General features: G+C 60.1%; 20 protein-coding genes. 8 read left to right on the top strand and 12 right to left on the bottom strand.

What is annotated here, in order from left to right; genetic code table 11:
* The 7 genes from kdpB to ACIREA_RS06870 all read right to left on the bottom strand — a co-directional run.
* A partial coding sequence (gene kdpB / locus ACIREA_RS06900) for a potassium-transporting ATPase subunit KdpB (RefSeq protein WP_397381530.1) occupies positions 1–1,745 on the bottom strand: 1,745 nt, incomplete at its 3' end.
* A 59-nt stretch (positions 1,746–1,804) separates the two neighbouring features.
* The gene (locus ACIREA_RS06895) at positions 1,805–2,863 is read right to left on the bottom strand and encodes a porin (RefSeq protein WP_397381529.1); all 1,059 of its coding nucleotides are present in this window, start codon (positions 2,861–2,863) and stop codon (positions 1,805–1,807) included.
* A gap of 31 nt (positions 2,864–2,894) precedes the next feature.
* Positions 2,895–4,607, bottom strand: a complete 1,713-nt coding sequence (gene kdpA / locus ACIREA_RS06890; protein ID WP_397381528.1) for a potassium-transporting ATPase subunit KdpA — start codon at positions 4,605–4,607, stop codon at positions 2,895–2,897.
* Positions 4,608–4,716: 109 nt separating this feature from the next.
* On the bottom strand, positions 4,717–4,842 hold the full coding sequence (locus ACIREA_RS06885) for a hypothetical protein (RefSeq protein WP_397381527.1): 126 nt from the start codon (positions 4,840–4,842) through the stop codon (positions 4,717–4,719).
* A 58-nt stretch (positions 4,843–4,900) separates the two neighbouring features.
* Positions 4,901–6,847 (bottom strand): potassium transporter Kup, encoded by a 1,947-nt coding sequence (locus ACIREA_RS06880; RefSeq protein WP_397381526.1) that lies wholly within the window; start codon positions 6,845–6,847, stop codon positions 4,901–4,903.
* A 102-nt stretch (positions 6,848–6,949) separates the two neighbouring features.
* Positions 6,950–7,279: a pyrimidine/purine nucleoside phosphorylase gene (locus tag ACIREA_RS06875; RefSeq protein WP_397381525.1), complete on the bottom strand. Its 330-nt coding sequence runs from the start codon at positions 7,277–7,279 to the stop codon at positions 6,950–6,952.
* 217 nt (positions 7,280–7,496) lie between these two features.
* Positions 7,497–8,225, bottom strand: coding sequence for a uracil-DNA glycosylase family protein (locus ACIREA_RS06870; protein ID WP_397381524.1), 729 nt, complete (start codon positions 8,223–8,225; stop codon positions 7,497–7,499).
* A gap of 90 nt (positions 8,226–8,315) precedes the next feature.
* Here ACIREA_RS06870 and ACIREA_RS06865 point away from each other — a divergent pair, with 90 nt between their 5' ends.
* From ACIREA_RS06865 to ACIREA_RS06855, 3 genes are read left to right on the top strand one after another with little or no spacing between them, the layout of a single operon-like run.
* Positions 8,316–9,287, top strand: coding sequence for a trypsin-like peptidase domain-containing protein (locus ACIREA_RS06865; protein ID WP_397381523.1), 972 nt, complete (start codon positions 8,316–8,318; stop codon positions 9,285–9,287).
* 40 nt (positions 9,288–9,327) lie between these two features.
* Complete coding sequence (locus ACIREA_RS06860) at positions 9,328–11,160, top strand: hypothetical protein (protein WP_397381522.1); 1,833 nt, start codon at positions 9,328–9,330, stop codon at positions 11,158–11,160.
* Positions 11,161–11,183: 23 nt separating this feature from the next.
* Entirely contained in the window at positions 11,184–13,439 is a 2,256-nt protein-coding gene (locus ACIREA_RS06855; RefSeq protein ID WP_397381521.1) for an FG-GAP repeat domain-containing protein, read from the top strand.
* Here the strand turns inward: ACIREA_RS06855 and ACIREA_RS06850 are convergent.
* Complete coding sequence (locus tag ACIREA_RS06850; RefSeq protein ID WP_397381520.1) at positions 13,421–14,062, bottom strand: hypothetical protein; 642 nt, start codon at positions 14,060–14,062, stop codon at positions 13,421–13,423. The genes ACIREA_RS06855 and ACIREA_RS06850 overlap by 19 nt on opposite strands.
* Positions 14,063–14,264: 202 nt before the next feature.
* On the opposite strand from ACIREA_RS06850, the gene ACIREA_RS06845 reads away from it, so the two are divergent.
* Entirely contained in the window at positions 14,265–15,545 is a 1,281-nt protein-coding gene (locus ACIREA_RS06845; RefSeq protein ID WP_397381519.1) for a dihydroorotase, read from the top strand.
* 2 nt (positions 15,546–15,547) lie between these two features.
* Here ACIREA_RS06845 and ACIREA_RS06840 read toward each other — a convergent pair whose 3' ends face one another.
* Together ACIREA_RS06840 and ACIREA_RS06835 are read right to left on the bottom strand one after the other, a co-directional pair.
* On the bottom strand, positions 15,548–16,210 hold the full coding sequence (locus tag ACIREA_RS06840; RefSeq protein WP_397381518.1) for a response regulator: 663 nt from the start codon (positions 16,208–16,210) through the stop codon (positions 15,548–15,550).
* Positions 16,211–16,214: 4 nt separating this feature from the next.
* Positions 16,215–16,895 carry a sensor histidine kinase gene (locus ACIREA_RS06835; RefSeq protein WP_397381517.1) on the bottom strand — a complete coding sequence of 227 codons (681 nt, stop codon included), beginning with the start codon at positions 16,893–16,895 and terminating at the stop codon, positions 16,215–16,217.
* 90 nt (positions 16,896–16,985) lie between these two features.
* On the opposite strand from ACIREA_RS06835, the gene ACIREA_RS06830 reads away from it, so the two are divergent.
* Together ACIREA_RS06830 and ACIREA_RS06825 are read left to right on the top strand one after the other, a co-directional pair.
* Entirely contained in the window at positions 16,986–17,471 is a 486-nt protein-coding gene (locus ACIREA_RS06830; protein WP_397381516.1) for a hypothetical protein, read from the top strand.
* Positions 17,472–17,686: 215 nt separating this feature from the next.
* Entirely contained in the window at positions 17,687–18,571 is an 885-nt protein-coding gene (locus ACIREA_RS06825) for a polyprenyl synthetase family protein (RefSeq protein WP_397381515.1), read from the top strand.
* Here the strand turns inward: ACIREA_RS06825 and ACIREA_RS06820 are convergent.
* Positions 18,565–19,197 carry an outer membrane lipoprotein carrier protein LolA gene (locus ACIREA_RS06820; protein ID WP_397381514.1) on the bottom strand — a complete coding sequence of 211 codons (633 nt, stop codon included), beginning with the start codon at positions 19,195–19,197 and terminating at the stop codon, positions 18,565–18,567. The genes ACIREA_RS06825 and ACIREA_RS06820 overlap by 7 nt on opposite strands.
* Before the next feature lie 118 nt (positions 19,198–19,315).
* On the opposite strand from ACIREA_RS06820, the gene fabF reads away from it, so the two are divergent.
* Positions 19,316–20,560, top strand: a complete 1,245-nt coding sequence (gene fabF / locus ACIREA_RS06815; RefSeq protein WP_397381513.1) for a beta-ketoacyl-ACP synthase II — start codon at positions 19,316–19,318, stop codon at positions 20,558–20,560.
* Between the two features lie 89 nt (positions 20,561–20,649).
* Here fabF and ACIREA_RS06810 read toward each other — a convergent pair whose 3' ends face one another.
* Positions 20,650–21,846: an alpha/beta hydrolase gene (locus ACIREA_RS06810; protein WP_397381512.1), complete on the bottom strand. Its 1,197-nt coding sequence runs from the start codon at positions 21,844–21,846 to the stop codon at positions 20,650–20,652.
* 51 nt (positions 21,847–21,897) lie between these two features.
* Here ACIREA_RS06810 and ACIREA_RS06805 point away from each other — a divergent pair.
* Positions 21,898–22,655 (top strand): sugar phosphate isomerase/epimerase family protein (locus tag ACIREA_RS06805; RefSeq protein WP_397381511.1); only part of this gene is annotated, 758 nt, incomplete at its 3' end.

Below are 22,655 nucleotides of genomic sequence, written 5' to 3'. Positions count from 1 at the left end.
ATGATGGCGAAGTATTTGGCAATGTCATTGGCGATGCTGAAGGTGGTGAGCGAGCCGCGCGTCATGAGGAGCTGTTTGCCGATCTCAACGATCTCAATGAGCTTCGTCGGATTGCTGTCGAGATCGACCATGTTACCGGCCTCGCGGGCGGCCTGCGTGCCGGTGTTCATGGCCACGCCCACATCGGCCTGGGCCAATGCAGGTGCGTCATTGGTGCCGTCACCGGTCATGGCCACGAGGTGGCCTTCGGCCTGCTCAGCGCGGATGCGGCGCAGTTTGTCCTCTGGCGTGGCCTGGGCCATGAAGTCATCGACACCAGCTTCGGCGGCAATGGCGGCGGCGGTCATGGGATTGTCACCGGTGATCATGACAGTGCGGATGCCCATTTTACGCAGCTGGGCAAAGCGCTCCTTGATGCCGCCTTTGACGACGTCCTTGAGTTCCACGACACCGAGCACGCTGCCGCCCTCGCACACGACGAGGGGCGTGCGCCCGGCGCGAGAGGCAGCTTCGACGACCTTCACCACTTCCTGAGGATAAACACCGCCCAGGTTTTCGATGTGGGCTTTGATCGAATCCGCCGCTCCCTTGCGAATGCTGCGGCCATCGAGATCGACACCGCTCATGCGGGTCTGCGCCGTGAAGGGAACAAAGGTAGCATGGGGTGAGGCGAGTTCGCGGCCGCGGATGTTGAACTTCTCTTTGGCCAGCACGACGATGCTGCGGCCTTCGGGTGTTTCATCAGCCAGGGAGGCAAGCTGCGCGGCGTCGGCAAGTTGCTGTTCGGTGATGCCGGGAGCGGGGCGGAAATCCGACGCCATGCGATTGCCGATGGTGATGGTGCCGGTTTTGTCGAGCAGGAGCACATCGATGTCTCCTGCGGCCTCAACGGCACGACCGCTGGTGGCCATGACGTTGCGACGGATGAGGCGGTCAATGCCGCTGATGCCGATGGCGCTGAGCAGGCCGCCGATGGTGGTGGGAATCAGGCACACGAGCAGTGCGATGAGCACCGGCGTGGAGAATTCAACGCCCGAATAAATGCCAAAGGGACGCAGCGTGATGCACACGAGCAGGAAGATGAGCGTCATCGCAGACAGCAGAATCGTGAGCGCGATTTCGTTCGGCGTTTTCTGGCGTTGTGCCCCTTCCACCATTGAGATCATGCGGTCGATGAAGGTGTTGCCCTTTTCCGAAGTGACGCGGATGACAATGCGGTCGCTGATCACACGCGTGCCGCCGGTGACGGCGCTGCGGTCGCCACCGCTTTCGCGGATGACGGGCGCGGATTCACCGGTGATGGCGGCTTCATCAACGCTGGCGATGCCTTCGATCACTTCGCCATCGGCGGGAATCACATCGCCCGTTTCACAGACGACGAGGTCGCCTTTTTCCAGGGCAGGAGCAGGCACGCTGTACTCGACGCCATTTTTCAAGCGGCGTGCGATGGTGTCCTTGCGCGCGGCACGCAGGCTGGCGGCCTGGGCTTTGCCACGGCCTTCCGCGACAGCTTCGGCGAAGTTGGCGAAGAGCACGGTGAACCAGAGCCAGATGCTGAGCTGGGTGATGAAGCCGTAGTCTGCCTTGGCGGTGAAGATGCTCACCGTGGTGAGCACCGCGCCGACGAGCGTGACGAACATGACGGGGTTCTTCACCATCAGGCGCGGATCGAGCTTCTTGAACGACTCGCCGATGGCCGGGACGAGAATGGAAGCATCAAAGAGAGATGTGGGTTTGTGTGACATGGTGGTGTGGCCTAGGGCCTGCTGAATTGAATGAATGAGAGGAAAGAGATGAAAGGGGTTCAGGAAAAACGTATGCTGAAGGATGCGAGGAGGGACGTGCTGCTGCGTGCCAGCGAGTCGCCGCGCTGAAAGGCGGGCGAGCTGTTGCGCAGGTACCGCATCTCCACCCTGAACAGCAGATTTTTGCTGATCTGGCGGTCCACATCGAAGGACAGGCCGGTGAGAGATGTCCTGCCAGGCAGGCTGATGATGACACCCGAGGCATCATTGTAATGCTCCACCCGGAAGGCGGTTGCCCATTGGTCATCCGGCTTCCATCTCACGATGGCATTCGGAGACCACCAGATGTTGTTCCCGCTGGTCGCACGCTGCTGCCAGCCGATGTCAAAGCCCAGATACATGCTCACAGCGCTGCTCAGCACCATGTGCGCATACAGGTTGTTGAAGTAGCGCATGCGGCGCTGGTCGTTTGGAAACTCGCTGCCAATGTAGGTGCTCCAGTTCAGCAGCAGGCGGTCATGGGGCGTCCAGGCCACCTTGGTGCCAAAGCCCGGCAGACTGTTGCCCGCGAGAGGGCGGACGCGCTGCCAGCCATCCACGACGAGGAAAGCAAACTCCCACTCCTTGTTTGGCTTCCAGGTGAGGCGGCCGCCTGTCAGGAAGTAGGGCGAGTTTTCCGCCATGAGGCTGCGGCTCAGCGTGTAGTTGTCCGCCGAGATGGCGCTTTCAAAACCGATGTGTGAGCTGAATTCCCCCACATCCAGCCAGAGGGTGCGGCTGCGGTTCAGCGCCACTCCGGCATAGGTGTCGTAGAAATGCTGCAGCAGATTCGGCTCCGCTGCCAGGTTCTCCCGTGAATAGGTTCCAGCCATGAGTCCCAGGCTGCCGTGGTACCAGCCACCGTTGAGCTCAGCCTGGATGAGCGCCAGATTGATCGCCGGGGCGTCGGTGCTGGTGTGGTTGTAGAGGAAGGTCGGCCTGCGGTGGTTGGCAGGCTCGTTGAAGTCGTAGCCGTAGTAGCTGTCCAAAAATCCTTTGTAAGCCACAGTCGGCGTGTCGTTTTCCGCCAGCACCATGGCAGGTGCCAGCAGAAGCAGACTGAAAAGGGATGCTTTCATGATGCAGAATCTCCGTGGTGGTTTGCCTGGTTTAGAACAAGCGGCCCTGCGCCGTGAGGAAGTGCTCAACGATGGGACCGAGGGCGAGGGCAGGCAGGAAATTGAGCGCACCAATGAGCAACACGGTGCCGATGAGCAGCACGGTGAACGTGGCGCCGTTCACTGGAAAGGTACCCGCGCTCGGGGGCACGGCTTGCTTGCCCGCGAGTGATCCAGCCAATGCCATGATGGGGACGATCATGAGGAAGCGGCCGATGAGCATGGCAATGCCGAGCGTGGTGTTGTACCAGGGTGCGTTGGCCGTGAGACCCGCGAAGGCGCTGCCGTTGTTGCCCGTGGCGGAGCTGTAGGCATACAGCATCTCGCTGAGACCATGCGGGCCGCTGTTGTTCAGACCGGCGACGCCCCAGTCGCTCACACAAGCCCAGGCGGTGAAGCCGAGGATGCTGAGTGTGAGCACCAGCAGCGTGAGCATGCAGAGCTTGACCTCCTTCGCCTGGATCTTCTTGCCCAGATACTCCGGCGTGCGTCCCACCATGAGTCCCGCGATGAAGACCGCGAGAATGACAAACACGAGCATGCCGTACAAACCTGCGCCCACACCGCCGATGACGACTTCGCCCAGTTCGATCATGAACAGAGGCACGAGTCCGCCGATGGCGGTGAACGAGTCATGCATCGAGTTCACCGCTCCGCAGGAGGCTGCGGTGGTGATGGTGGCAAACAACGCCGAATTGAAGATGCCAAAGCGCACCTCCTTGCCCTCCATATTGCCGTCCGCTGCTGCGATGCCGAGCTGCTGATGGATCGGATTGCCAGCGGCTTCAGAATGTGCACAGACGAGCACACCACCGACAAAGAGCACCATCATGGCGGCCCACACAGCCCAGCCATGGGCCTGATTTTTCACCATGCGCCCGAGGTAGTAGGTCAGACCGCTGCCAATCGAGAAGATCGAAAGCATCTGGATGAAGTTCGAAAGCGGCGTCGGGTTTTCGAAGGGATGTGCGGCGTTCGCATTCATGAAGCCGCCGCCATTGGTGCCCAGCATCTTGATCGCCACCTGCGAGGCCATCGGCCCCTGAGCGATCACCTGCTCCGCACCTTCGAGGGTCTTCACCTTCGTGTAGCCGTCAAAGTTTTGGATCATGCCCTGCGAGACGAGGAAGATCGCAAAGACAAGGCAGACCGGCAGCAGGAGGTAATAAGTGACGCGAACGAGATCGACCCAGAAGTTGCCGAGCGTCTTCACGGAACTGCGCGCAATACCGCGCACCAGCGCCGCAGCGATTCCGATGCCGACGGCGGCGGAGGTGAAGTTATGAAACGTCAGCCCCACCATCTGCGAGAAATAGGACATCGTGGACTCACCGCCATAGCTCTGCCAGTTGGTGTTCGTCGTGAAGCTGACGGCCGTGTTGAAGGCCAGATGATGGCTCAAGCCTGGCAAACCCTGCGGGTTGAGCGGCAGCACACCCTGCAAACGCAGGATCGCATAAGTGAACACCACGCCGACGAGGCTGAAAGCCAACATAGCAAAGGTGTATTGCAGCCATGATTGCTCACGCTTCGGATCGACGCCCAGAAGCTTGTAAGTGAGCTTTTCGAACGGCTTGAGAACAGGATCAAACCAGGTGCGCCCGTTGGCATCGAGCACCTGCATGAGGCACAATCCCATCGGTTTTGTGATGAGTGTGAGGATGCCCAGGAAGAGGGCGAATTGCAGCCAGTCAGTGGAGTGCATGATGAATTTCGTGTTAGAATTTTTCCGGACGCAGCATCGCCACCATGAGCTAGGCGAGCAGGGCGAGGGCGATGAGCCCGACGAGGATGGTTTCCATGGTCGGGTGTGGTTAAAGGGTTTCGCAGCCGCGTGCGTAGAGGCCGCAGAGGATGAAGCAGGCCACTGTGAGGCCGAGGTAGATGAGATCGTTCATGGCGTGGTGGAATGTTCTTCCACCGCCAAGATGCCTGCTCACCGGATCCTGCCGAGTTAAAGGCAGGACGTGCGGCGTCAAAAATGCGTTAAAGCGAGGCTTAAATCTCCACCTGCTGCCCCAGCTCGATCACCCGGCCCACGGGAATCTGGAAGTAAGTGGCGGGCTGCTGCGCCAGCTTGCTGGCAAAAGCGAAGATGTGTTCGCGCCATCGCACCATGCCTGGTTTCGGGCTTGGAACGATGATTTCACGGCCCAGGAAGAAAGTCGCCTTCTCTGCCGAGACTTCCAGATCTTGATTGGAGCACTGGCGCAGCAGGCGCGGCACATCGGGCTTTTGCATGAAGCCAAAGCGGCCTGTCACACGCCAGAAACCTTCAGCAATTTTTTCGACTTCCACACGGCGGCTCGGCGGCACCCAGGGCTCGTCCTCGGTGATCAAGGTCATGAAAATGACGCGCTCATGGATGGCACGGTAATGCTTCAAACTGTGCAGCAGGGCGATGGGCGCACGGCCGCTGGTGCTGGACATGAAAATGGCGGTGCCGGGCACGCTAACAGGAGGGTTGCGTTTCAGGCTGTCGCACAGCATTTCCTGACTGAGCGAGCTTTTCTCCATCGAGGCACGCACCAGACGGCGTCCTGTGGCCCAGGTCGTCATAAGCGTGAAGATGATCACACCGACCACGAGCGGGAACCAGCCGCCATCGAAGAATTTCACCAGGTTGGCGCTGAGGAAGGCGATCTCAATCGCGGCGAACAGCAGACATAGCGGCAATGTTTTGAGGAGGGACCACCGCCACAGATGACGGGCGGCAAAATAAAACAAGAAGGTGGTGATGAGCATGGTCATCGTCACGGCCACGCCATACGCAGCGGCGAGATTCGTCGAATTGCGGAAGGCCAGCACCAAGGACAGGCAGGCCAGCATGAGCAGCCAGTTCACCAGCGGAATATAGATCTGGCCGCGGGCATGCTCCGATGTGTGGCGAATGCTAAGGCGTGGCAGGTAGCCCAGCTGCACGGCGCTGAGTGTGAGCGAGTAGGTGCCGGTGATGAGCGCCTGCGAGGCGATCACCGTCGCAGCCGTGGCGAGCAGCACGAGCGGCAGCGTGGCCCATGAGGGAGCCATTTGGAAGAAAGGTGCATGCGCCAGATCCGGCTGCTGCATGAGCATCGCCCCCTGGCCAAGGTAATTCAATGCCAGCGCCGGCAGCACGAGCGAGAACCAGCCACGGCGAATCGGCCCTGCGCCAAAGTGCCCCATGTCGGCATACAGAGCCTCACCGCCTGTGACGGCCAGAAACACACTGCCGAGAATCACGAACGACTTGTGGCCACCGGTCGTCAAAAACTGCCAGCCATGCCATGGGTTGAACGCCGCGAGGATTTCCGGGCCCTTAATCAGGTGCGACACACCGAGTGCTGCGAGTGACACGAACCACAAGCCGGTGATCGGACCAAAAAAGCGCCCCATGCGTGCCGTGCCAAGGAACTGCACCGAAAACAGCGCGATGAGTATCACCATGGTGATGCCCATGATGAGCCATTCCCGCTGATTCTGCCATAGCAATGCCGCCGCCACATCTGCGGGCGGGCTGCCGAGCAACCCACCATCCTTGAGACCTTCGATGGCGCTGAGCACTGAAATGGCAGGAGTGATGATGCCATCTCCAAACAGCAACGCTGCACCAAACAGACCGAGCAGCACGATCACCGCACGCCGCTTCAATGTCTCCGACATGCCATGCGAGGCCAGCGCCATGAGCGAGAGCACTCCGCCCTCGCCCTTGTTGTCCGCACGCAGCACGAAAACGAGGTACTTCACACAAACGAGCACGATCAGCGCCCAAAGCACCAGCGAGACAACACCCAGCAGATTCGCGTGGGTCGCGGCCACATGATGCGGGCTGTGCGGGCTGAAGCACTCCTTGAGTGTGTAGATCGGGCTGGTGCCGATGTCGCCGAACACCACCCCCAGGGCGGCGATAACGAGAGTGGTGGTAGAGAGCTTGTGGAGGCCGGGCTTGTCTGTCGTGTCGTTCATGACGGCGGGATGATCATCTGAAACGTACCGGCCTCCAGTGAATGCCCCTGATGAGTGAGTTAAGAATGTGTGAAGATGCTGACGCCACTCGTTAAAGCCGGCTCAATCCAGGAAAGAGCAGATGTACTCGCAGATGCCGGAGCTGACGCTGATGTCGAAGCCGCTGTTGGCAGGCACATCGAAGTACTGGCCGCCCGTATAGGTGGTCTTGGCATCGCCGCCATCGAGCTTCACGACGCAGTCACCAGCCACGATCTCCATGCGCTCCGCTTTGGCGGTGCCAAAATGGAAATCACCGGGATAGATGAGGCCCAGGGTTTTCTTGCTGCCATCAGGAAACAAAACGCTGTGGCTGACGACTTTGCCGTCAAAATAGACGTTCGCTTTGGTGACGGCGGTGACTCCGGAAAATTCGGCGGGGATGGCTGACATAAGGCGCGAGAAATAGGCGATCTTTTTGCACGCGGCAAGCACCGACCTGCGTCTTGACTCAACGGATTACTTCACCGGCACTCCCTGCAGCAGGCCAATGGCGGCCCGCGAACATCCCCAGCAGGTGTCAATGCCGGTGGATCTGCGACGGAGTTATTGTAACAGCGGCCTGCTGTTCCCGCTTGGAAAAGCGCGAGACAACTAAAAACCTTTCCAGCTACCCCTCCCACACGCCCAGCTTCACCAGCTGTTTTGTGGCGGCTCCGGCCCAGTCACGATTGGCTGCGGGGCTGGCCGGGCTGGGGTGCAGCACGCGCCCTGTTTTGAAGCTGCCGTGCATGACCTCTTTGGCGCGCATGGCACGCTCTTCGGCGAAGGCGCCGACGCCGATCACCCATTCGGGCTGTAGGGCGGCGATGACGGCGCGCAGATGCGCATCACAGGCCACTTCCATGGCGGTGGTTTCGCCGGCGGGAAGTTTGTCGGGGGTGTGATTGCGGCCGCTCGCCTCAATGAAGACCAGCGGGCAGTAGTTGGCGACGAAGTGGTCTTCAAAGAAAGCTTCCGCTTTGCCGAACCTCTGGGCAAACAGGCCCCACAGGCGTCTGCCGCTGACTTCGGAATTCGGGCAGTCAAAGCCGACGACGGGGCGCTTCGGATGCTCGCGCTCCGGTTTGCCCACAGGCTCATGGATGCCCATCCAGTCGCGCACGGCGGCGATTTCGCCAAAGGGGACGCCAGTCTGCGTCATGCCAAAGGGGCCGGGGTTCATCCCCACCAGAACGACCTTTTTGTGAGTGCTGCCAAAGCGGCGCAGGTAGGCCTCATGCGGGACCCAGGCGTAGTCGAGCGGCTGATAGACATACTCGACCGGCGCGGCAAAACGCAATGGGCGCAGGGTTTCGCGCAGAGTCTGGGCGGCTGAGATGAGGGCGTTGGCGGGCATCGGCGCATGAGATGCGCGGACATTCGTCGAGTCAAGATATGCAAAAAGAACTCGTATCCTCAAACTCGTCCGCTAGAGTTTAAATCCGTAATGCGAAACAACCTGAGCTTCGGAATCCTGGTGGCGGCCTGCCTTGCGGCCTCATCGTTGTCGGCGGAAAACGTCAAGATCGTGCTCAAAAATGGCGCTGAACTGCGTGGTGAAGTGCTCAAGGACCGCGAAGACGCCTTGGTGCTGGATCTCGGCCATACCGTCCTGACCGTGCCGCGCTCGGAGATCTCCATTTTGGAAAAAGCCCTCACCTCTGGCACCAAAACCGCTGCGGTGCAGGGCGAGGACATCTACTTTGTGGAGCCTTCGCGTGAAGCCATGACGGTGGAAAAGAACGTCCAGCGCGTGGCGGAGTCCGTGGTCCAGATCCAGACAGCCTCCGGTCTCGGCTCCGGGTTCATCATCAACAAGCTCGGCTACGTCATCACCAACCAGCACGTCATCGCCGGAGAGCGTGAGATCACCGTGGTGGTCTATCGCAAAAAGCCTGATGGCCTGGAGAAGCAGCAGTTTACGAAGGTGAAGATCATCGCCATGAACGGCTTCCTTGATCTCGCCATCCTGCAGATCGACGACGCTGCGGTGGACAGCCTGCCTTTCGTCCCCATGGGCGACTCGGATGCCCTCACCCAGGGTCAGGACGTGTTTGCCATTGGCAGTCCGCTCGGGCTGGAGCGCTCGGTTTCCAAGGGCATCGTCAGCATCCGTGCACGTGAGAGCGGCGGCCGCTGGTACATTCAGAGCACGACGCAGATCAATCCCGGCAATTCCGGCGGGCCGCTCTTCAACGCACGCGGCGAGGTCGTGGGAGTGAACAACATGAAGACCGCCGGTGTCGGCGTCGAAGGTCTGGGCTTTTCGATTCCCTCGAACGTGCTGAAGCTCTTCCTGAAAAATCGCGAGGCCTTTGCCTTTGACCCGCGCAATCCCAACAGCGGCTTCCGCTATCTTCCGCCGCCTGCACCACCCCAGGAAAAAATTAAGCCGGAATCTGTAACCACAGGCGGCTGATTTTTCTGTACTTGGTATCACCCGCTTCCTTCCACCTTCTATGAAACGCGCCTCCATCCTCTTTTCACTGCTGCTTGCCAGCATCCTCCCCGCCTCCGCCGCCGACCGGCTGGAGCAATGGTACAATCTCATGCCCAAGGACACGATCGGTGTCATCGCCATCAAGAACACTCCGGAACTGCTCAATGACTGGGACAAGAGCAACTACGCGAAGTTCATGCAGGACGACGAAGCCAAACGCTGGATGGCCCCCATGCGCAAAGACGGCGACGCCCCCTGGGACAAGTTCTTCAAGGACACCTACGGCAGCGGCATGTACGACACGCTCAAGGATTACCCGGGCGCGCTGGTGAGCTACCTGGTGATCGGAGACATCACCCAGTTCGACAAAAATCCGCCAAACGTCTCGCTGTGCGAAATTGCCGGCAAGCAGAAGGAGATCGAGGCCCACAAGCTCGCCGAAGTGGAAGCCAAGAAAAAGGAGAACGCAGACGTCAAGCTCCGCACCGAAGACATCGGCGGCGTGAGCGTGCAGATCGCCGCATTGTCGGAGGCTGCGGATGCGCCCTGGATCCTGGCCTGGGCGGTGGTCGGAGACGTGATGATCGAGGCGAACACCCACGCGCTCATGGAATACATGATCGGCGCCCTGAAGAACAATGCCGGTGATCCACCCGGAGCCGCACGCGATCACCTCTCCCGCATCGGCCAGGTGACCAACGGCGGCGGTGACATGCTGATCTACTTCAACGGCGTGAAGCTGCTCGAACTCGGTGAGCAGGCGCTCGCCGCAGCAGAGGCCAAAAAGAAGGCAGATGGCAAGGCCAACCCCGGCATGGGTTTCGACTTCAAGCCGAAGATGTTCATGGACATGCTCGGCGCGCAGGAACTGCAGGCCTTTGCCATCACCGCAGAATTGACGGACACCCAGTCACGCATGGACGTGACGATCCTGCATCCCCAGAAGCCCACCGGTCTGCTCTCCCTGATGCGTGGTTCCAGCAACGAAATGACCCTGCCCGCCTTCATCCCCGCCGGCATCCTGACTGCCAGTGTTTCACGCATGGATTTCGGCACGGTGTATGACGGCCTCCTCGGCATGATTGGAAAACTTGGCCCCATGGCGATGATGGTGACGATGCAGATCCCTCAGCTCGAAGGCCAGCTGGGCTTCAAGCTCCGTGAGGATCTCTTTGGCAGCCTGGCCGATGAAGTCATTCAGGTGCAGGATGGCAGTGGCACCAAGGAAAGCCAGGTCCTGGGCTTCAAGATCAAGGATGCCGACAAACTCGGCGGCGCGCTTGAAGGTCTGAAGCGCTACGTCGGTGCCGGTTTCGGCGCCTTTGAGGAGAGTGATTACCTCGGTTTCAAAATCAACACGCTCAAATTGACCCAGACGGCCAATGCCGCCACCGAAGTCGCCTTCTGCAACACCGGCAAGTATTTGTTCATCTCTGTGGGCGGTCAGGACACGCTGAACAAAGTCCTGGCTCGCATCAAGGATCCCTCCGGCCCCAGCGTATGGGACAATCCTCATGTGCAGAACCTCCTCTCGCTCGTTCCTAAAAACTACAGCGGCGTCGGTGTCACGGATGCAGGCCGCCTGATGAACACGATCGCCACCGCCGCCGCCACGCTCGAAAGCAAAACCGGAGCCAAAGGCAAGGCCGCCGCGAAAAAGAAAGGCCCCGGCAGGAAAGCCCTGTCACCCGAAGAAACGGTCGCCGCAGCTGCCGGCGGCTGGTTTGACGCCAGCGCACGTCCTTCCAATGAGACCTTCGAGCGCTACTTTGGCAGCCTGCTCAGCACCACGTATTCCCATCCGGACTCCATTCAGGTTCACTACCTGACCACTCCCGTCGAAGCCAAGTAAGTCCCTCACCTCTATCGCACGCCATGCGTCTCGCTTTCCTGCCGTTGCTCTTTGCGACCAGCGTTCTTGCTGACAAGCCCGCACTGTATTTCGACGGCCCGGAGATCGTGAAGCTCGACTGGAACACCGCCAGTCCGCACGCCGCTGACTTCAATGGCGATGGCCTGACCGATCTCGCCATCGTCAATGCTTCACGGGCGCGCATCGAATTTCTCCTGCAGCGCAAGGATGGCGTGCAAACCGGTGCGCCGGAAAAATCCGCCCGCGCCGACCGCTGGAACCCGATCCTTGAAGTCTCCCGCTTCGACAAGCAGCCGCTCGTCATTGGCCGTGCCGCGCTTGCCCTCGTCGTGGGTGATTGGAATGGCGACAAGAAGGCGGACATCGCGTTCCTCACTGATGAGGACAAACTCGTCCTGTGTATGCAGGATGACAAAGGTGCCTGGGCAGCCAAGCGCGAGTTCACCCTCGACTCCACCGCAGATGACACTGAAGTGCTGGTCGCACGCGATTTGAACGGTGACGGGCGCGATGACATCGCCCTGCTCACCAGCACGCGCTTGATGGTGCTGCTGCAAACCAAGCCCGGTGAGTGGGCAGAGCCGCAAAACTACGCCCTGGGCGAAGGCGGCTGCGCTGGATTGGCCAGCACTGATCTCAACGACGATGGACGTGCCGACATTTTCTACACCGCACCGGACGGTGATGCGCTGCTCGTCCGCCTGCAGCATGAAGGCACTACCTTTGGCGAAGAATGGCGGCTCGAAATCCCCGCCGCGCGCCACTGGCTCCATTCCATCCGCCTGGGTGGCAAGAAATCCGGCGTCGCCTGGATCCAGGATGAAACGAACATGGTGGAAGTCGCGAAGCTCACTCAAGGTGCCGCCGAACCCGACTCCGACCACGCCGCCACCATCCGCTATGCCATGCCGCCCACGGAATCCAAAAACGGCGCCGTGGCCTATGGAGACCTGACGGGAGACGGGCATGCTGACGTCATCATGTCCGAGCCCAAGGCAGCGCGTGCCTGGTTGTTTCAGGGCAGCGCCAGCGGCACCTTCAAAGAGGGGCGCGAGTTCCCCATCCTCAGTGGTGTGGAGTCCCTGGCCATCGCCGATGTGGATGGTGACAAGAAAGCCGAGCTCGTGCTGCTCAGCCCCGGAGAGCAGTCCATTGGCGTGGCCCACTGGCAGGACAACCGCCTGCTCTACCCCGAGATCATCTATCAAGCCAAAGAGGGCGAAACCTTGCTCACCCTGACCACCGACTCAGCCGTTCTCTGCGCCACCGAGATCAAGTCCAAGCCCCAGCTCGTCACACTGAGCAAGACCGCCGGAGCCAAAAGCTTCACCTCCACCACGCAGGAGCTCACCATCAAGACCGGCCGCATCAACGGCATCCGCGTCGTCGATGCCAATCAGGATGGCCGTGGCGATCTCGCCTTGTTTTCCAATCTCGGCCCCATGCAGCTGTTGCTGAGCACCACGGACGCCAAAGCGCCCTACAAGCGCGTCGAAGGCATCCCGGATTCCTTTGTCAGCAAACTCACCCCCGCCGCGCTGACCACGGGCGATCTGGATGGCGACGGCAAGGCGGAAATCATCATCGCCCATCAGCAGCTGGCGCGTGCGTTCAAGGTCGATGCCGATGGCAAGGCGACCATCGTGGAGCAGTTCAACGCCCCCGATGCCGCCGCCGAGCTGCACAGTGCGCTGGTCTCCCGCAAGGGCGGCAAGGTCTCCGTGCTGCTGATTGACGCCACTCACAGCAAGCTGCACGAACTCATCGCTGGCACCGACCGCGTCTATCGCGCGGACCACACCCATGCGCTGCCCACCATGACTCCTGAGCAGTGCATCCTGATGACTGCGGAGCAAAGCACCAAGCTGCTGCTGCTTGGCAAAACCAGCTTCCAAATCGCTCCTTTGGATGGCTCCACGCTTAAACTCGAAACCGTGGCCACCTTTGACAGCGAATTGAAGGACACCATTCCCTCGGACCTCATGGCCGCCTCGTTCTCAGGCGAAGATGTGGATGACATCGCCCTGATCGACACCGCCAAAAGCCGCGTGATCGAAATCTTCCAGCCCGCCGCCGGGCAGAAATGGGAGAGCGCCATGTACTTCCGTGTCTTCGAGACGGATCCGCATTTCCGCGGCAAAACCGGCCTCGAAAACGAGCCCCACGACTACTCCGCCTTGGATCTCAATGGTGACGGCCGCCTGGACCTCTGCCTGCTCACGCACGACCGAGCACTGCTCTACGTGCGGAAGAAGTAGGCCGAAAATTTGGCGATAAAGTCCTGCGACCATGGAGACCAAACCAGCCAGGACACCGTCGTGGCACAGGTGCCACACCATAGGAAGAGCCGATAGGCCGTCAGCTTTGCCATGGAAAACTTGAACGTGATCAGCATCAGGGCCCACACGGACTCCAGCGTGTAGGCCAGCCACATCGCAATCGGAAAGCCTGAGTAGAGCAGGGCCGCCGTCCATACCGCCAGCACGATCTCCACAAAGAACAGCAACCCGCTGCAGAAACCCATGAGATCGTCCCACCAGTCGGTGGTAAACACCACATTGCCGCTGCTCCGCTGGATTTCGAGTTTATGATTCTCCACCAGCGGTGGCGGGCGGTTCCTGGAATAAGCCGCTTGGAATGTCTTTTCATCCACCAGCAATCCGGAGAAAGAGCTTTCGTCAAAAGGCACCACGATCTCCTTCGCATCATGCCAGTTGGGGTTGAAATCGATCTGTCGGGATTTGCTCACTATTTGGGCGGTTTCCACCACCGTTTTTTCCACCTCGGCACGATCCGGGATTTCGAGGGAAATTTCATCAGGGCTCCGAGGAGAAGCGGCATCTTGAAAGTCGATGTGCTTCTTGACAATACGGCGTTTCATTTTGCGGAAATTTCACTAAGAGCTGAGGCGAATACCCGATGTAAAATGAGACAGGCAATGCCTGCAAGCAGTCAAAAGTCATGATCTACAGTCATGGGGCGGCATGACCCAAGGCCGAAGTCATGCTACAACACATGCCCAGCTATGCGCTGAGAAGCCAGCTTGCCTACGCGGACCTTCGCGGCATCATGGCCTGCAACGCATGAAACGCCTTTACCGCAACGCCCAGATCGCCAGCGAAGACAGTCCCCAGCTCCAGACAGCCGATGTGCTCGTCGAGGGCGGCCAGATCATCGGAGTGGCACCAGGCATCACCGGCGTCGAAAACGCGGAAATCATCGACTGCACCGGCCGCATTCTGCTGCCCGGGCTCTTTGACATCCACGTTCACGCCCGCGAACCCGGTCAGGAGGACAAGGAAAACATCGCCTCCTGTGCCGAGGCCGCGATCAATGGCGGCGTCACCGGCTTCGTCATGATGCCCAACACCATGCCCGCCATCGACAATGCGGGCGTCGTCCGCAGCGTGCTGGAAAGCGCCCGCCGCACCCGCATCGGCCCCGGCATCTACACCAGCGGAGCCATCACCAAGGGTCGCAAGGGCGAGGAGCTCGCCGGCATCGCTGGCATGAAGGCCGCCGGCTGCGTCATGCTCACCGACGACGGTTACGCCGTGGACAACCCCCAAGTGCTGCGGCGCGCCATGGAATACGCACGCGACTATGACCTGCCGCTTGCCAGCCATTGCGAGCTCAAGGCGCTCAGCGGCAAGGGCTGCATGCACGAAGGCAAGATCAGCTACGCGCTCGGTCTGCCCGGCATCCCGAATATCAGCGAGGAGATCTGCATCTCGCGCGACATCCGCCTCGCCGAATACACCGGCGTGCACCTCAACATCCAGCACGTCACCACCATCGAAGGCATGCGCACGATCAAACGTGCCAAGGATCGCGGCATCCGCGTCACCTGCGAGGTCACGCCGCATCACCTGATGTTCAATCACGAGCACATTGGCGACTACGACACGCACTACAAAATGAACCCGCCGCTGCGCACGCCGGAGGACAACGCCGCGCTGCTCCAGGGCCTCAAGGACGGATGGTTCGACGTCATCGCCACCGACCACGCACCGCACACGCCGTTTGAGAAGAATCAGGACTTCGCCAGCGCCCCCTTCGGCATCACCGGGCTGGAAACCGCTCTCGTCTCCCTCTACGACAGCTACATCGCCAAGGACATCCTGAGCTGGCAGCTCATCGTCAAACGCTACAGCGCTGAGCCCCGCCGCCTCATGAAACTGGCGCCCGTTCCCATCAAGGAAGGCGGCACCGCCGAGTTCATCGTCTTCAATCCCGCCCGCACCACCACCTTCAGCCGCAGCATCATGAAGTCGAAAAGCATCAACACACCCTTCCTCGACAAAACCCTCCAGGGCATGGTCGAGCGCGTGGTGTATCGCGGTGAGGAATTGCTGGCGCGGTAATTTCAGCCCAGCCCAAGATCACGCGCCTTGAGCGCGGCTCCCGTGCGATCGGGCACCTGCAGCTTGTCCAGAATGCGGGTCATGTGATTCTTCACCGTCCCTTCGGTAAGGCTCAGGGCAGATGCAATTTCCTTGTTGCTCATGCCGCGCACCAGATGCTGGAGAATCTCCACTTCACGCTGAGAGAGCAGGCCGGCAATGCGACGTTCCTCACCACTTAGCTTGATGGGTCGGGAGAGGCGGTTGAACTCCGCCACAACTTGAGTGGCAATGGTGGGCTGCAGGTAGGTCTGGCCGGCAGCGACGACCCTGATGGCATCCATCATCTGCGCCATCGGAGTATTTTTGAGAATGTAACCGGAGGCACCTGCTCGCAGAGCTTCGAAGACGTCCTTTTCCTGATCAAAGACGCTGAGCACCAGAACCCGTATGCCGGGATGCCTGTCACGAATGCGCCGGGTGGCCTCCGCTCCGCACATCACCGGCATTTGCAGATCCATCAGCACGACCTGCGGCATGTGTTCCGTAGTCAGTTTCAGGGCCTCCTCGCCATTGGCAGCTTCGGCAACCACCTCAACACTGCTGTCGAGTTCAAGCAGGATGTGCATCGCTTCACGAAACGACGCCTGGTCATCGACGAGAAGGGTCTTGATGGGTGCATTCATGCGTTCATGCTGGGATAATCATGCGACAGCAGCCTCCGCCCTGCTGCTCCGTTCCTGCGAAAAACTCACCATTGAGCAATGCCGCCCGTTCGCGCAGGCCTTTCAATCCATGGCTGTTTTCAGGGATTCGGCTGAAGCCACGACCATTGTCCGTCACACTTAGGATGATGAATGCATCCGAACTAAAATCCAGATGCACCGCTATTTCCGACGCACCCGAATGCCGACACGCGTTGGTGATGCCCTCCTGCGCACAGCGGTAGAGAGAGATCTCCACCAAAGAGGGTAAGGAGCGTGATTTCCCAGACTGCTGCAACACCAGCTTCAACCCCGGCCGCTCAGCGCCCGTGATCAGCGAAGTCAGCGATTCGGCGAGCGTGCGCTGCTCCTGCGGCGTCGCACGCAGGGAGGCCACCGAACGTCGGATTTCCGCCAGCCCTTCACGGCTGGCACGCTGAGCCTTCTGGATCGAATCCAGCGCACGGGAGGGATCGTGCTTCAACAAGGCCTCTGCGGCCTCCAACTGCGCCCCCACCACCGTCAGGCTGTGTCCCACCGCATCATGAATCTCCCGCGCCAGCCGGTTGCGCTCCTGCTCCACGGCGAGCAGCGCCACCTGATCCGCCTGCAGTTCGAGCTGGGCATTGGCGGTGCGAAGCTCCGCCGCCAGACGTGCCGTGTTCATGCGCTGCCTCGACGCCTGTGTCGCAGAAAAAGAACAGCCCATGATGAACACGCTGGTGGAGATCTGGCCAAACATCCAAAACACCGCAGGATGCAGGCCGCGCCTGGAAAATTCATGCGCGGTGGAAATGGTCAGAGTTATGAAGATAAGCAAAAACATGTGCCGGCGCCTTCTCAAAAGCACTCCGGAAAAACCAGCAACGGGCATCCAAAACCATTGCTGCATGCCGATGGGATTGAAGGATTCGGACAGATGATTGCAGGAGAGAGCAAGGAGAATCTGAACAGCGAAAATCCCGACAATCTGCCCTCCGCTATGGGTCAGCGCCTGTTTAGGGCGCTCCTCCTGAAAGAGGTCAAACAAAAGCCATTGGAGGAGAAAGAGATTCCAGAAAAATGTCATCACCCCACAGGCGACCAGCATCGAAGCCTTGGTGACCATGTTGGCTTGGAACATCAGGTAACCAATCCATGCGACTGGCGTCAGGCTGATCCATGCCAGGATCGTAGCCGCGACCAAAACCATCCACTTGGCGGAGAGATATTTGCCATCCGAATGTGCCATGCCCTGCTATAAACCTTCTTGATTGAGTGATTTAGACGCCTTTATTGATACCATGAATCAGCGTATCTTTCACAGATTTGTCTTATTCGCGACAACTCCCAGCATTACATGACTTTAGTCATATTCAGCGAAAGCCTCCGCATTGAGGCGATGGAACCCGATCCACGGTCCTCTCTCGTGTTAATCCCGCTTGAATTGAGGCGGACTCACGGCTTCACAATAAACCCATGTCCGATCTCAAAGAATACCTCTCCCAGCGCTGCCAGTTTGTCGATACAGCGCTGAACCGTCTCATCCCGGGCTCGGACACGCGGCCGATAACGCTGCACCAGGCGATGAGGCACAGCATGTTCGCGGGCGGCAAACGGCTCCGGCCGATCCTCTGCCTGGCGGCGGCGGAAGCCTGCGGCGGCACGGCGGAAGATGCGGTTTACAATGCCTGTGCGGTCGAATGCCTGCACACCTACTCGCTCATTCACGACGACCTGCCCTGCATGGATGACGACGACATGCGCCGTGGCGTGCCGACCTGCCACAAGGTCTACGGCGAGGCCATCGCACTGCTCGCGGGTGATGCCCTGCAAGCCCTGGCATTTGAACTGGTGACGAAGACACCCATGTCTTCGAGTCATCCCACGGCGGTGATGGTGCTGGAACTCGCACGCACGGCAGGCAGCCTGCATCTTGTGGGAGGTCAGGTGGCTGATCTGCAAGGCGAGGGCAAAAAGCTGCCCCTGGAGGATCTGCGCTTCATCCATGAAGGCAAAACCGCCGCGCTGCTCACCACCAGCGTGAAACTGGGTGGCATGAGCGCCAGCGCGAGCCCCGAGCAGATGCAGGCGCTGCATGACTTCGGCATGGCCACCGGTCTGGCTTTTCAGATCATCGACGACATCCTCGACGTGACGCAGACGAGCGAAAAGCTCGGCAAAAGCGCCGGCAAGGACATCGCGGCAGAAAAGAGCACCTACCCGGCGCTGATGGGCCTGGAAGCCTCCCGTGCGGAAGCGCACCGCCTCACCGAGGTGTCAAACCGGGCGCTGGATGTGTTTGGTGACGCAGCATTGCGCCTGCGCCAGCTCTCGGACCACCTGCTTAACCGGGATTATTGAGGCCGAAACAATTGAGCTAAATCGCCCACGAGTTTCTCAGGAGGGCCAAAATTGAGCAGCAGCGTGGACCCATCTCCCTGCACCACGCGGAAGCCGAGAAGCCGTCTGCCGCCGGGCTCGATCTGCATGTCGAGCTGCCTGAGATACTTCTTGATGAGCAGCGGCCGTGGAATCATGGCCACGGTGGTGTAGCCCTTCTCCTGCTGGGTGATCTTGAGGGTGAAGTTGTTCGTCAGGGATTCAGGGTCCATCTCCCGGCCGCTGAGGAATTTCATCCAGATGCGCACCCGGCTGTCGTCGGGCTTCAGGGGCTGCCAAGGGGCGTCCGCGCTTTCCTTGAGGCGCACGGTTTCCTTGTCGAAAACCAGGATCGTCGTTGCGGGCGATCCCAGTTCCAGGCGAAACCGTCCGTCGGCCATGCGCCAGAAGCGCCCGCTGGTGCTCACGGGCTCCTTGAGCGCAGGGGTGGTGCGGGTCTGCTGGAACGCGACTTTGATGCTGCCAATGCCTTTCTCGGCCGCCATCCACTCCCGCATCACAGGTGGAATGAGGGCAGGATCAGGCGCCGCCTGGGCGGGCAGCGTCAGCCAGAGGACGGCGGCAAGAACGGATGACAAACGAATCACACTTTGAGCATGACACCCAAAACACCCAGGTCTCAAGCCTTTAGCTGCCATGTTTTCCCTTGCCCCACCGTGCAAACCGTGTTCTCTCAACCTTCGAATCAACCCCTAATTTATACACATGAGCGAGCGTCGCGTAGTCATCACTGGCATGGGAGTCATCTCCCCCGTCGGCAACAACAAGGATGACTTTTGGAAGAATATCCAGGCAGGCAAAAGCGGCATCCGCCGCATCCAGTCCATGGACACCGAGAAGTACGACTGCAAGATCGCGGGCGAGGTGGTGGATTTTGATCCAACCGTCCATTTCAACAACCACAAGGACGCCCGCCGCGCCGACCGCTACTTCCAGTTTGCCATGGCAGCCTCGAAAATGGCCGCCAAGGACGCTGGTCTGAACCCAGACAGCCTCGACCCGCACCGCGTAGGCGTGATGGTCGGCAGTGGTATCGGTGGTCTCGGCACCCTGGAAACCCAGTATGAAGTGCTGCTGACGAAGTCCCCTTCCCGCGTCTCCCCCTTCATCATCCCGATGATGATCTCGAACATCGCCAGCGGCATGATCGCGGCGGAATACGGCTTCATGGGACCGAACATGGCCATCGTCACGGCCTGCGCGACTTCCAACAACAACATCGGCGAAGCCTGGCGCAACATCAAATTCGGCGATGCCGACGTGATGATCTGCGGCGGCGCTGAAGCCTCCATCCGCCCCTGCGGTCTTGCCGGATTCGCCAACATGAAGGCTCTGAGCATGCGCAACGACGAGCCAGAGCGGGCCTCCCGCCCCTGGGACAAAGATCGCGACGGCTTCGTCATGGGCGAAGGCGCCGGTGTGGTCGTCATTGAAGAACTCGAACACGCCAAAAAGCGCGGTGCCACCATTTACGCCGAACTGGTCGGCTATGGTGCGACTGCCGATGCCTACCACCTCACCTCCCCGCATCCCGAAGGTTTGGGCGCGGCCAAGTGCATGGAGATGGCCCTGCGCCACGCCAAACTGAACGTGACCGACATTCAGTACATCAACGCTCACGCCACCTCGACCCCCATGGGCGATTTGTGCGAGCTGCGCGCCATCAAGCGCGTGTTTGGTGACTACGCGACCAACGGCCTGCTCGTCTCTGGCACCAAATCGATGACCGGTCACCTGCTCGGCGCTGCCGGCGGCGTGGAACTCATCGCCTCCATTTACGCGATCCGGGACCAGGTGGTGCCACCGACGATCAACGTCGAAAACCTCGACCCCGAGGTGGACGTGGACGTGGTGCCAAACACCGCCCGCCCTGCCAAAGTGGACGCCGTCCTTAGCAACTCCTTCGGCTTCGGCGGACACAATGCCGCGCTGCTGATCAAGAAGTTCTAAGGCAGACCCCGAATCTTGAGACGGGTGCGGCGAAAGCCCACCCGTCTTTTTTTGTGCAACACCCCCCATAAAGACCTCGGAGGCACCACTCACCGTGTCACCGCCAGCTCCACATCCTTTGCGCCTTCGGGGATGTCCAGGCTCCAGTCTCCCGCGCCGGGTTTCTGTTCCTTGGTCGTGACAGTGCCGTCGGCGCTCTCCAGACCGGGCACATCCGCAGCGCTGTAGCTGACGGTCAGCTTCACTTTGCCGACGATAGGGCCGGTCTTTTCGTCGAGCTTGAATTTGCCGCCCATGACGCGTGCGCAGGCCACCGGTGCGGAGGGGTCATCTGAAGAGAAGATAATGCTGCCCCAGCTCACCGGCTTGCCATTCACCGTGACTTTGCCTTTGATGGCGGTGCGCTTCATCGGCTTGAGGAAGCCTTGATTGCGCAGCCAGTCGCGCAGGTGCGTGCTCCAGGTGCCGAGCACGGGATCTCCCAAGAACAGGCCGACGCCATGCGGACCGGGGCGGTAGATGTGGAGTTCGGCGGGGACTTTGTTCTTCCGGCAGGCGAGATAGAATGCCACGGCGTTTTCGGCAGGCACCACGGTGTCCTCGTCGGTCTGGAAGATGAAGATGGGCGGCGTGTTGGCCGTGACACGGGTTTCGGTGCTCACGTGCTTCGCCAGTTCGTCGTTGTCGCCGGGGCCGAGGAGGTTTTTGCGCGAGCCTTTGTGGCCGTAGTCCTCGATCATCGAAATCACGGGATAGGTCGGTGCAGCGACATCGGGACGGGCGCTGACTTGATCAATGGCATCATTCGTCGCACCGGCGGGTTTTTCATCGAACATCGTAGCCGCCATGGAGGTGAGGTGGCCACCTGCGGAGAAACCGATGATGCCAATGCGGTTCGGATCAATGCCATACTCCTTGGCATTCGCCCGCACATGCCGGATGGCGCGCTGTACATCGATCAACTGCGTGGGAAAGTGGTAACCCTGACTGCCGAGGCGGTAGTGCAGCACGAAGGCAGAAACGCCGATGCCGTTGAACCACTTGGCCACCTGCACGCCTTCGTGGTCTGCCGCCAGCCCGCCGTAACCACCGCCGGGACACACGACGAACGCCGCACCGTTGGTTTTGTCCTTGGCAGCCGCCCACACATTGATGAAGGGCTGATCTTTGTCCTCCGTCCCCTTTGCCCCCGGTGCGCCATCGGGCCAAAGCTTGACCTTGGTGGGCTCGGCCTGGGCCAAGGAGGTGAAAAGGAGGGCGGCGGCGAAAAGAGAAATCTTGTTCATGCAGGTGGAAGTCTGTTAATCCTGTCTTTTCCATCCGTTCTTTCATCCGCCATGATCTCACGCCGTCATTTTCTCTCCACCAGCCTTGGCGCGCTCAGCGTCTCCACCCTGCCTGCCATTGAGCCCATCAAGCGCCCCGGCAAGAGCCGCATGCAGCTCGGCGTCGCCGCTTACAGCTTCCGCGAGTACTTCCAGTGGATGCGCGACAAGGAGCAGAAGCCGAAGGGTGACAAGCCGCTTTGGAGCATCCTCGATTTCATCGACTGGTGCGGTGATAACAATGTGCCCGGCGCGGAAGTCACCAGCTACTTTTTCCCGAAGGATGTGGACGAGGCCTTCCTGCTTGAAGTGAAACGCCGTGCCTACCTGCGCGGTGTGCAGCTGGCCGGCACCGCCGTGGGCAACAATTTCGCGCTGCCCAAAGGCGAAAAGCTCAGCGAGCAGATCGCCTACACCAAGAAGTGGATCGACTACTCCGCGATCATGGGAGCACCGCACATCCGCGTGTTTGCCGGGCCGCAGCCGAAGGACCTCAGCGAGGAGCAAGCCGTGGCTAACTGCCTCGAATCCTATCAGGAGTGCCTCGACTACGCTGCCAAGAAAGGCGTCTTCCTCGGTCTGGAAAACCATGGCGGCATCGTCGCCGAGCCGGAAAACCTCATCAAGATGGTGAAGGCGGCCAAGAGCCCCTGGGCGGGCATCAACTTGGACAGCGGCAACTTCCACACCGAAGACCCGTATGCCGATCTCGCCAAGATCGCCCCCTATGCGGTCAATGTGCAGCTCAAAATGGAGATCAGCCGCAAAGG

It is taken from the genome of Prosthecobacter sp., assembly GCF_044373815.1.
In the GTDB taxonomy this organism is placed as follows: domain Bacteria; phylum Verrucomicrobiota; class Verrucomicrobiia; order Verrucomicrobiales; family Verrucomicrobiaceae; genus Prosthecobacter.
Note: the sequence above shows the minus strand (reverse complement) of the source record. Positions and strands in the feature narration are given on the sequence as shown.

Excerpts from the sequence above, each read along its gene's own strand:
- ACIREA_RS06895 (WP_397381529.1), bottom strand. The coding sequence starts at position 2,863 with ATGAAAGCATCCCTTTTCAGTCTGCTTCTGCTGGCACCTGCCATGGTG.
- kdpA (WP_397381528.1), bottom strand. The coding sequence starts at position 4,607 with ATGCACTCCACTGACTGGCTGCAATTCGCCCTCTTCCTGGGCATCCTC.
- ACIREA_RS06880 (WP_397381526.1), bottom strand. The coding sequence starts at position 6,847 with ATGAACGACACGACAGACAAGCCCGGCCTCCACAAGCTCTCTACCACC.
- ACIREA_RS06875 (WP_397381525.1), bottom strand. The coding sequence starts at position 7,279 with ATGTCAGCCATCCCCGCCGAATTTTCCGGAGTCACCGCCGTCACCAAA.
- ACIREA_RS06870 (WP_397381524.1), bottom strand. The coding sequence starts at position 8,225 with ATGCCCGCCAACGCCCTCATCTCAGCCGCCCAGACTCTGCGCGAAACC.
- ACIREA_RS06865 (WP_397381523.1), top strand. The coding sequence starts at position 8,316 with ATGCGAAACAACCTGAGCTTCGGAATCCTGGTGGCGGCCTGCCTTGCG.
- ACIREA_RS06860 (WP_397381522.1), top strand. The coding sequence starts at position 9,328 with ATGAAACGCGCCTCCATCCTCTTTTCACTGCTGCTTGCCAGCATCCTC.
- ACIREA_RS06855 (WP_397381521.1), top strand. The coding sequence starts at position 11,184 with ATGCGTCTCGCTTTCCTGCCGTTGCTCTTTGCGACCAGCGTTCTTGCT.
- ACIREA_RS06850 (WP_397381520.1), bottom strand. The coding sequence starts at position 14,062 with ATGAAACGCCGTATTGTCAAGAAGCACATCGACTTTCAAGATGCCGCT.
- ACIREA_RS06845 (WP_397381519.1), top strand. The coding sequence starts at position 14,265 with ATGAAACGCCTTTACCGCAACGCCCAGATCGCCAGCGAAGACAGTCCC.
- ACIREA_RS06840 (WP_397381518.1), bottom strand. The coding sequence starts at position 16,210 with ATGAATGCACCCATCAAGACCCTTCTCGTCGATGACCAGGCGTCGTTT.
- ACIREA_RS06835 (WP_397381517.1), bottom strand. The coding sequence starts at position 16,895 with ATGAACACGGCACGTCTGGCGGCGGAGCTTCGCACCGCCAATGCCCAG.
- ACIREA_RS06830 (WP_397381516.1), top strand. The coding sequence starts at position 16,986 with ATGCAGGCCGCGCCTGGAAAATTCATGCGCGGTGGAAATGGTCAGAGT.
- ACIREA_RS06825 (WP_397381515.1), top strand. The coding sequence starts at position 17,687 with ATGTCCGATCTCAAAGAATACCTCTCCCAGCGCTGCCAGTTTGTCGAT.
- fabF (WP_397381513.1), top strand. The coding sequence starts at position 19,316 with ATGAGCGAGCGTCGCGTAGTCATCACTGGCATGGGAGTCATCTCCCCC.
- ACIREA_RS06810 (WP_397381512.1), bottom strand. The coding sequence starts at position 21,846 with ATGAACAAGATTTCTCTTTTCGCCGCCGCCCTCCTTTTCACCTCCTTG.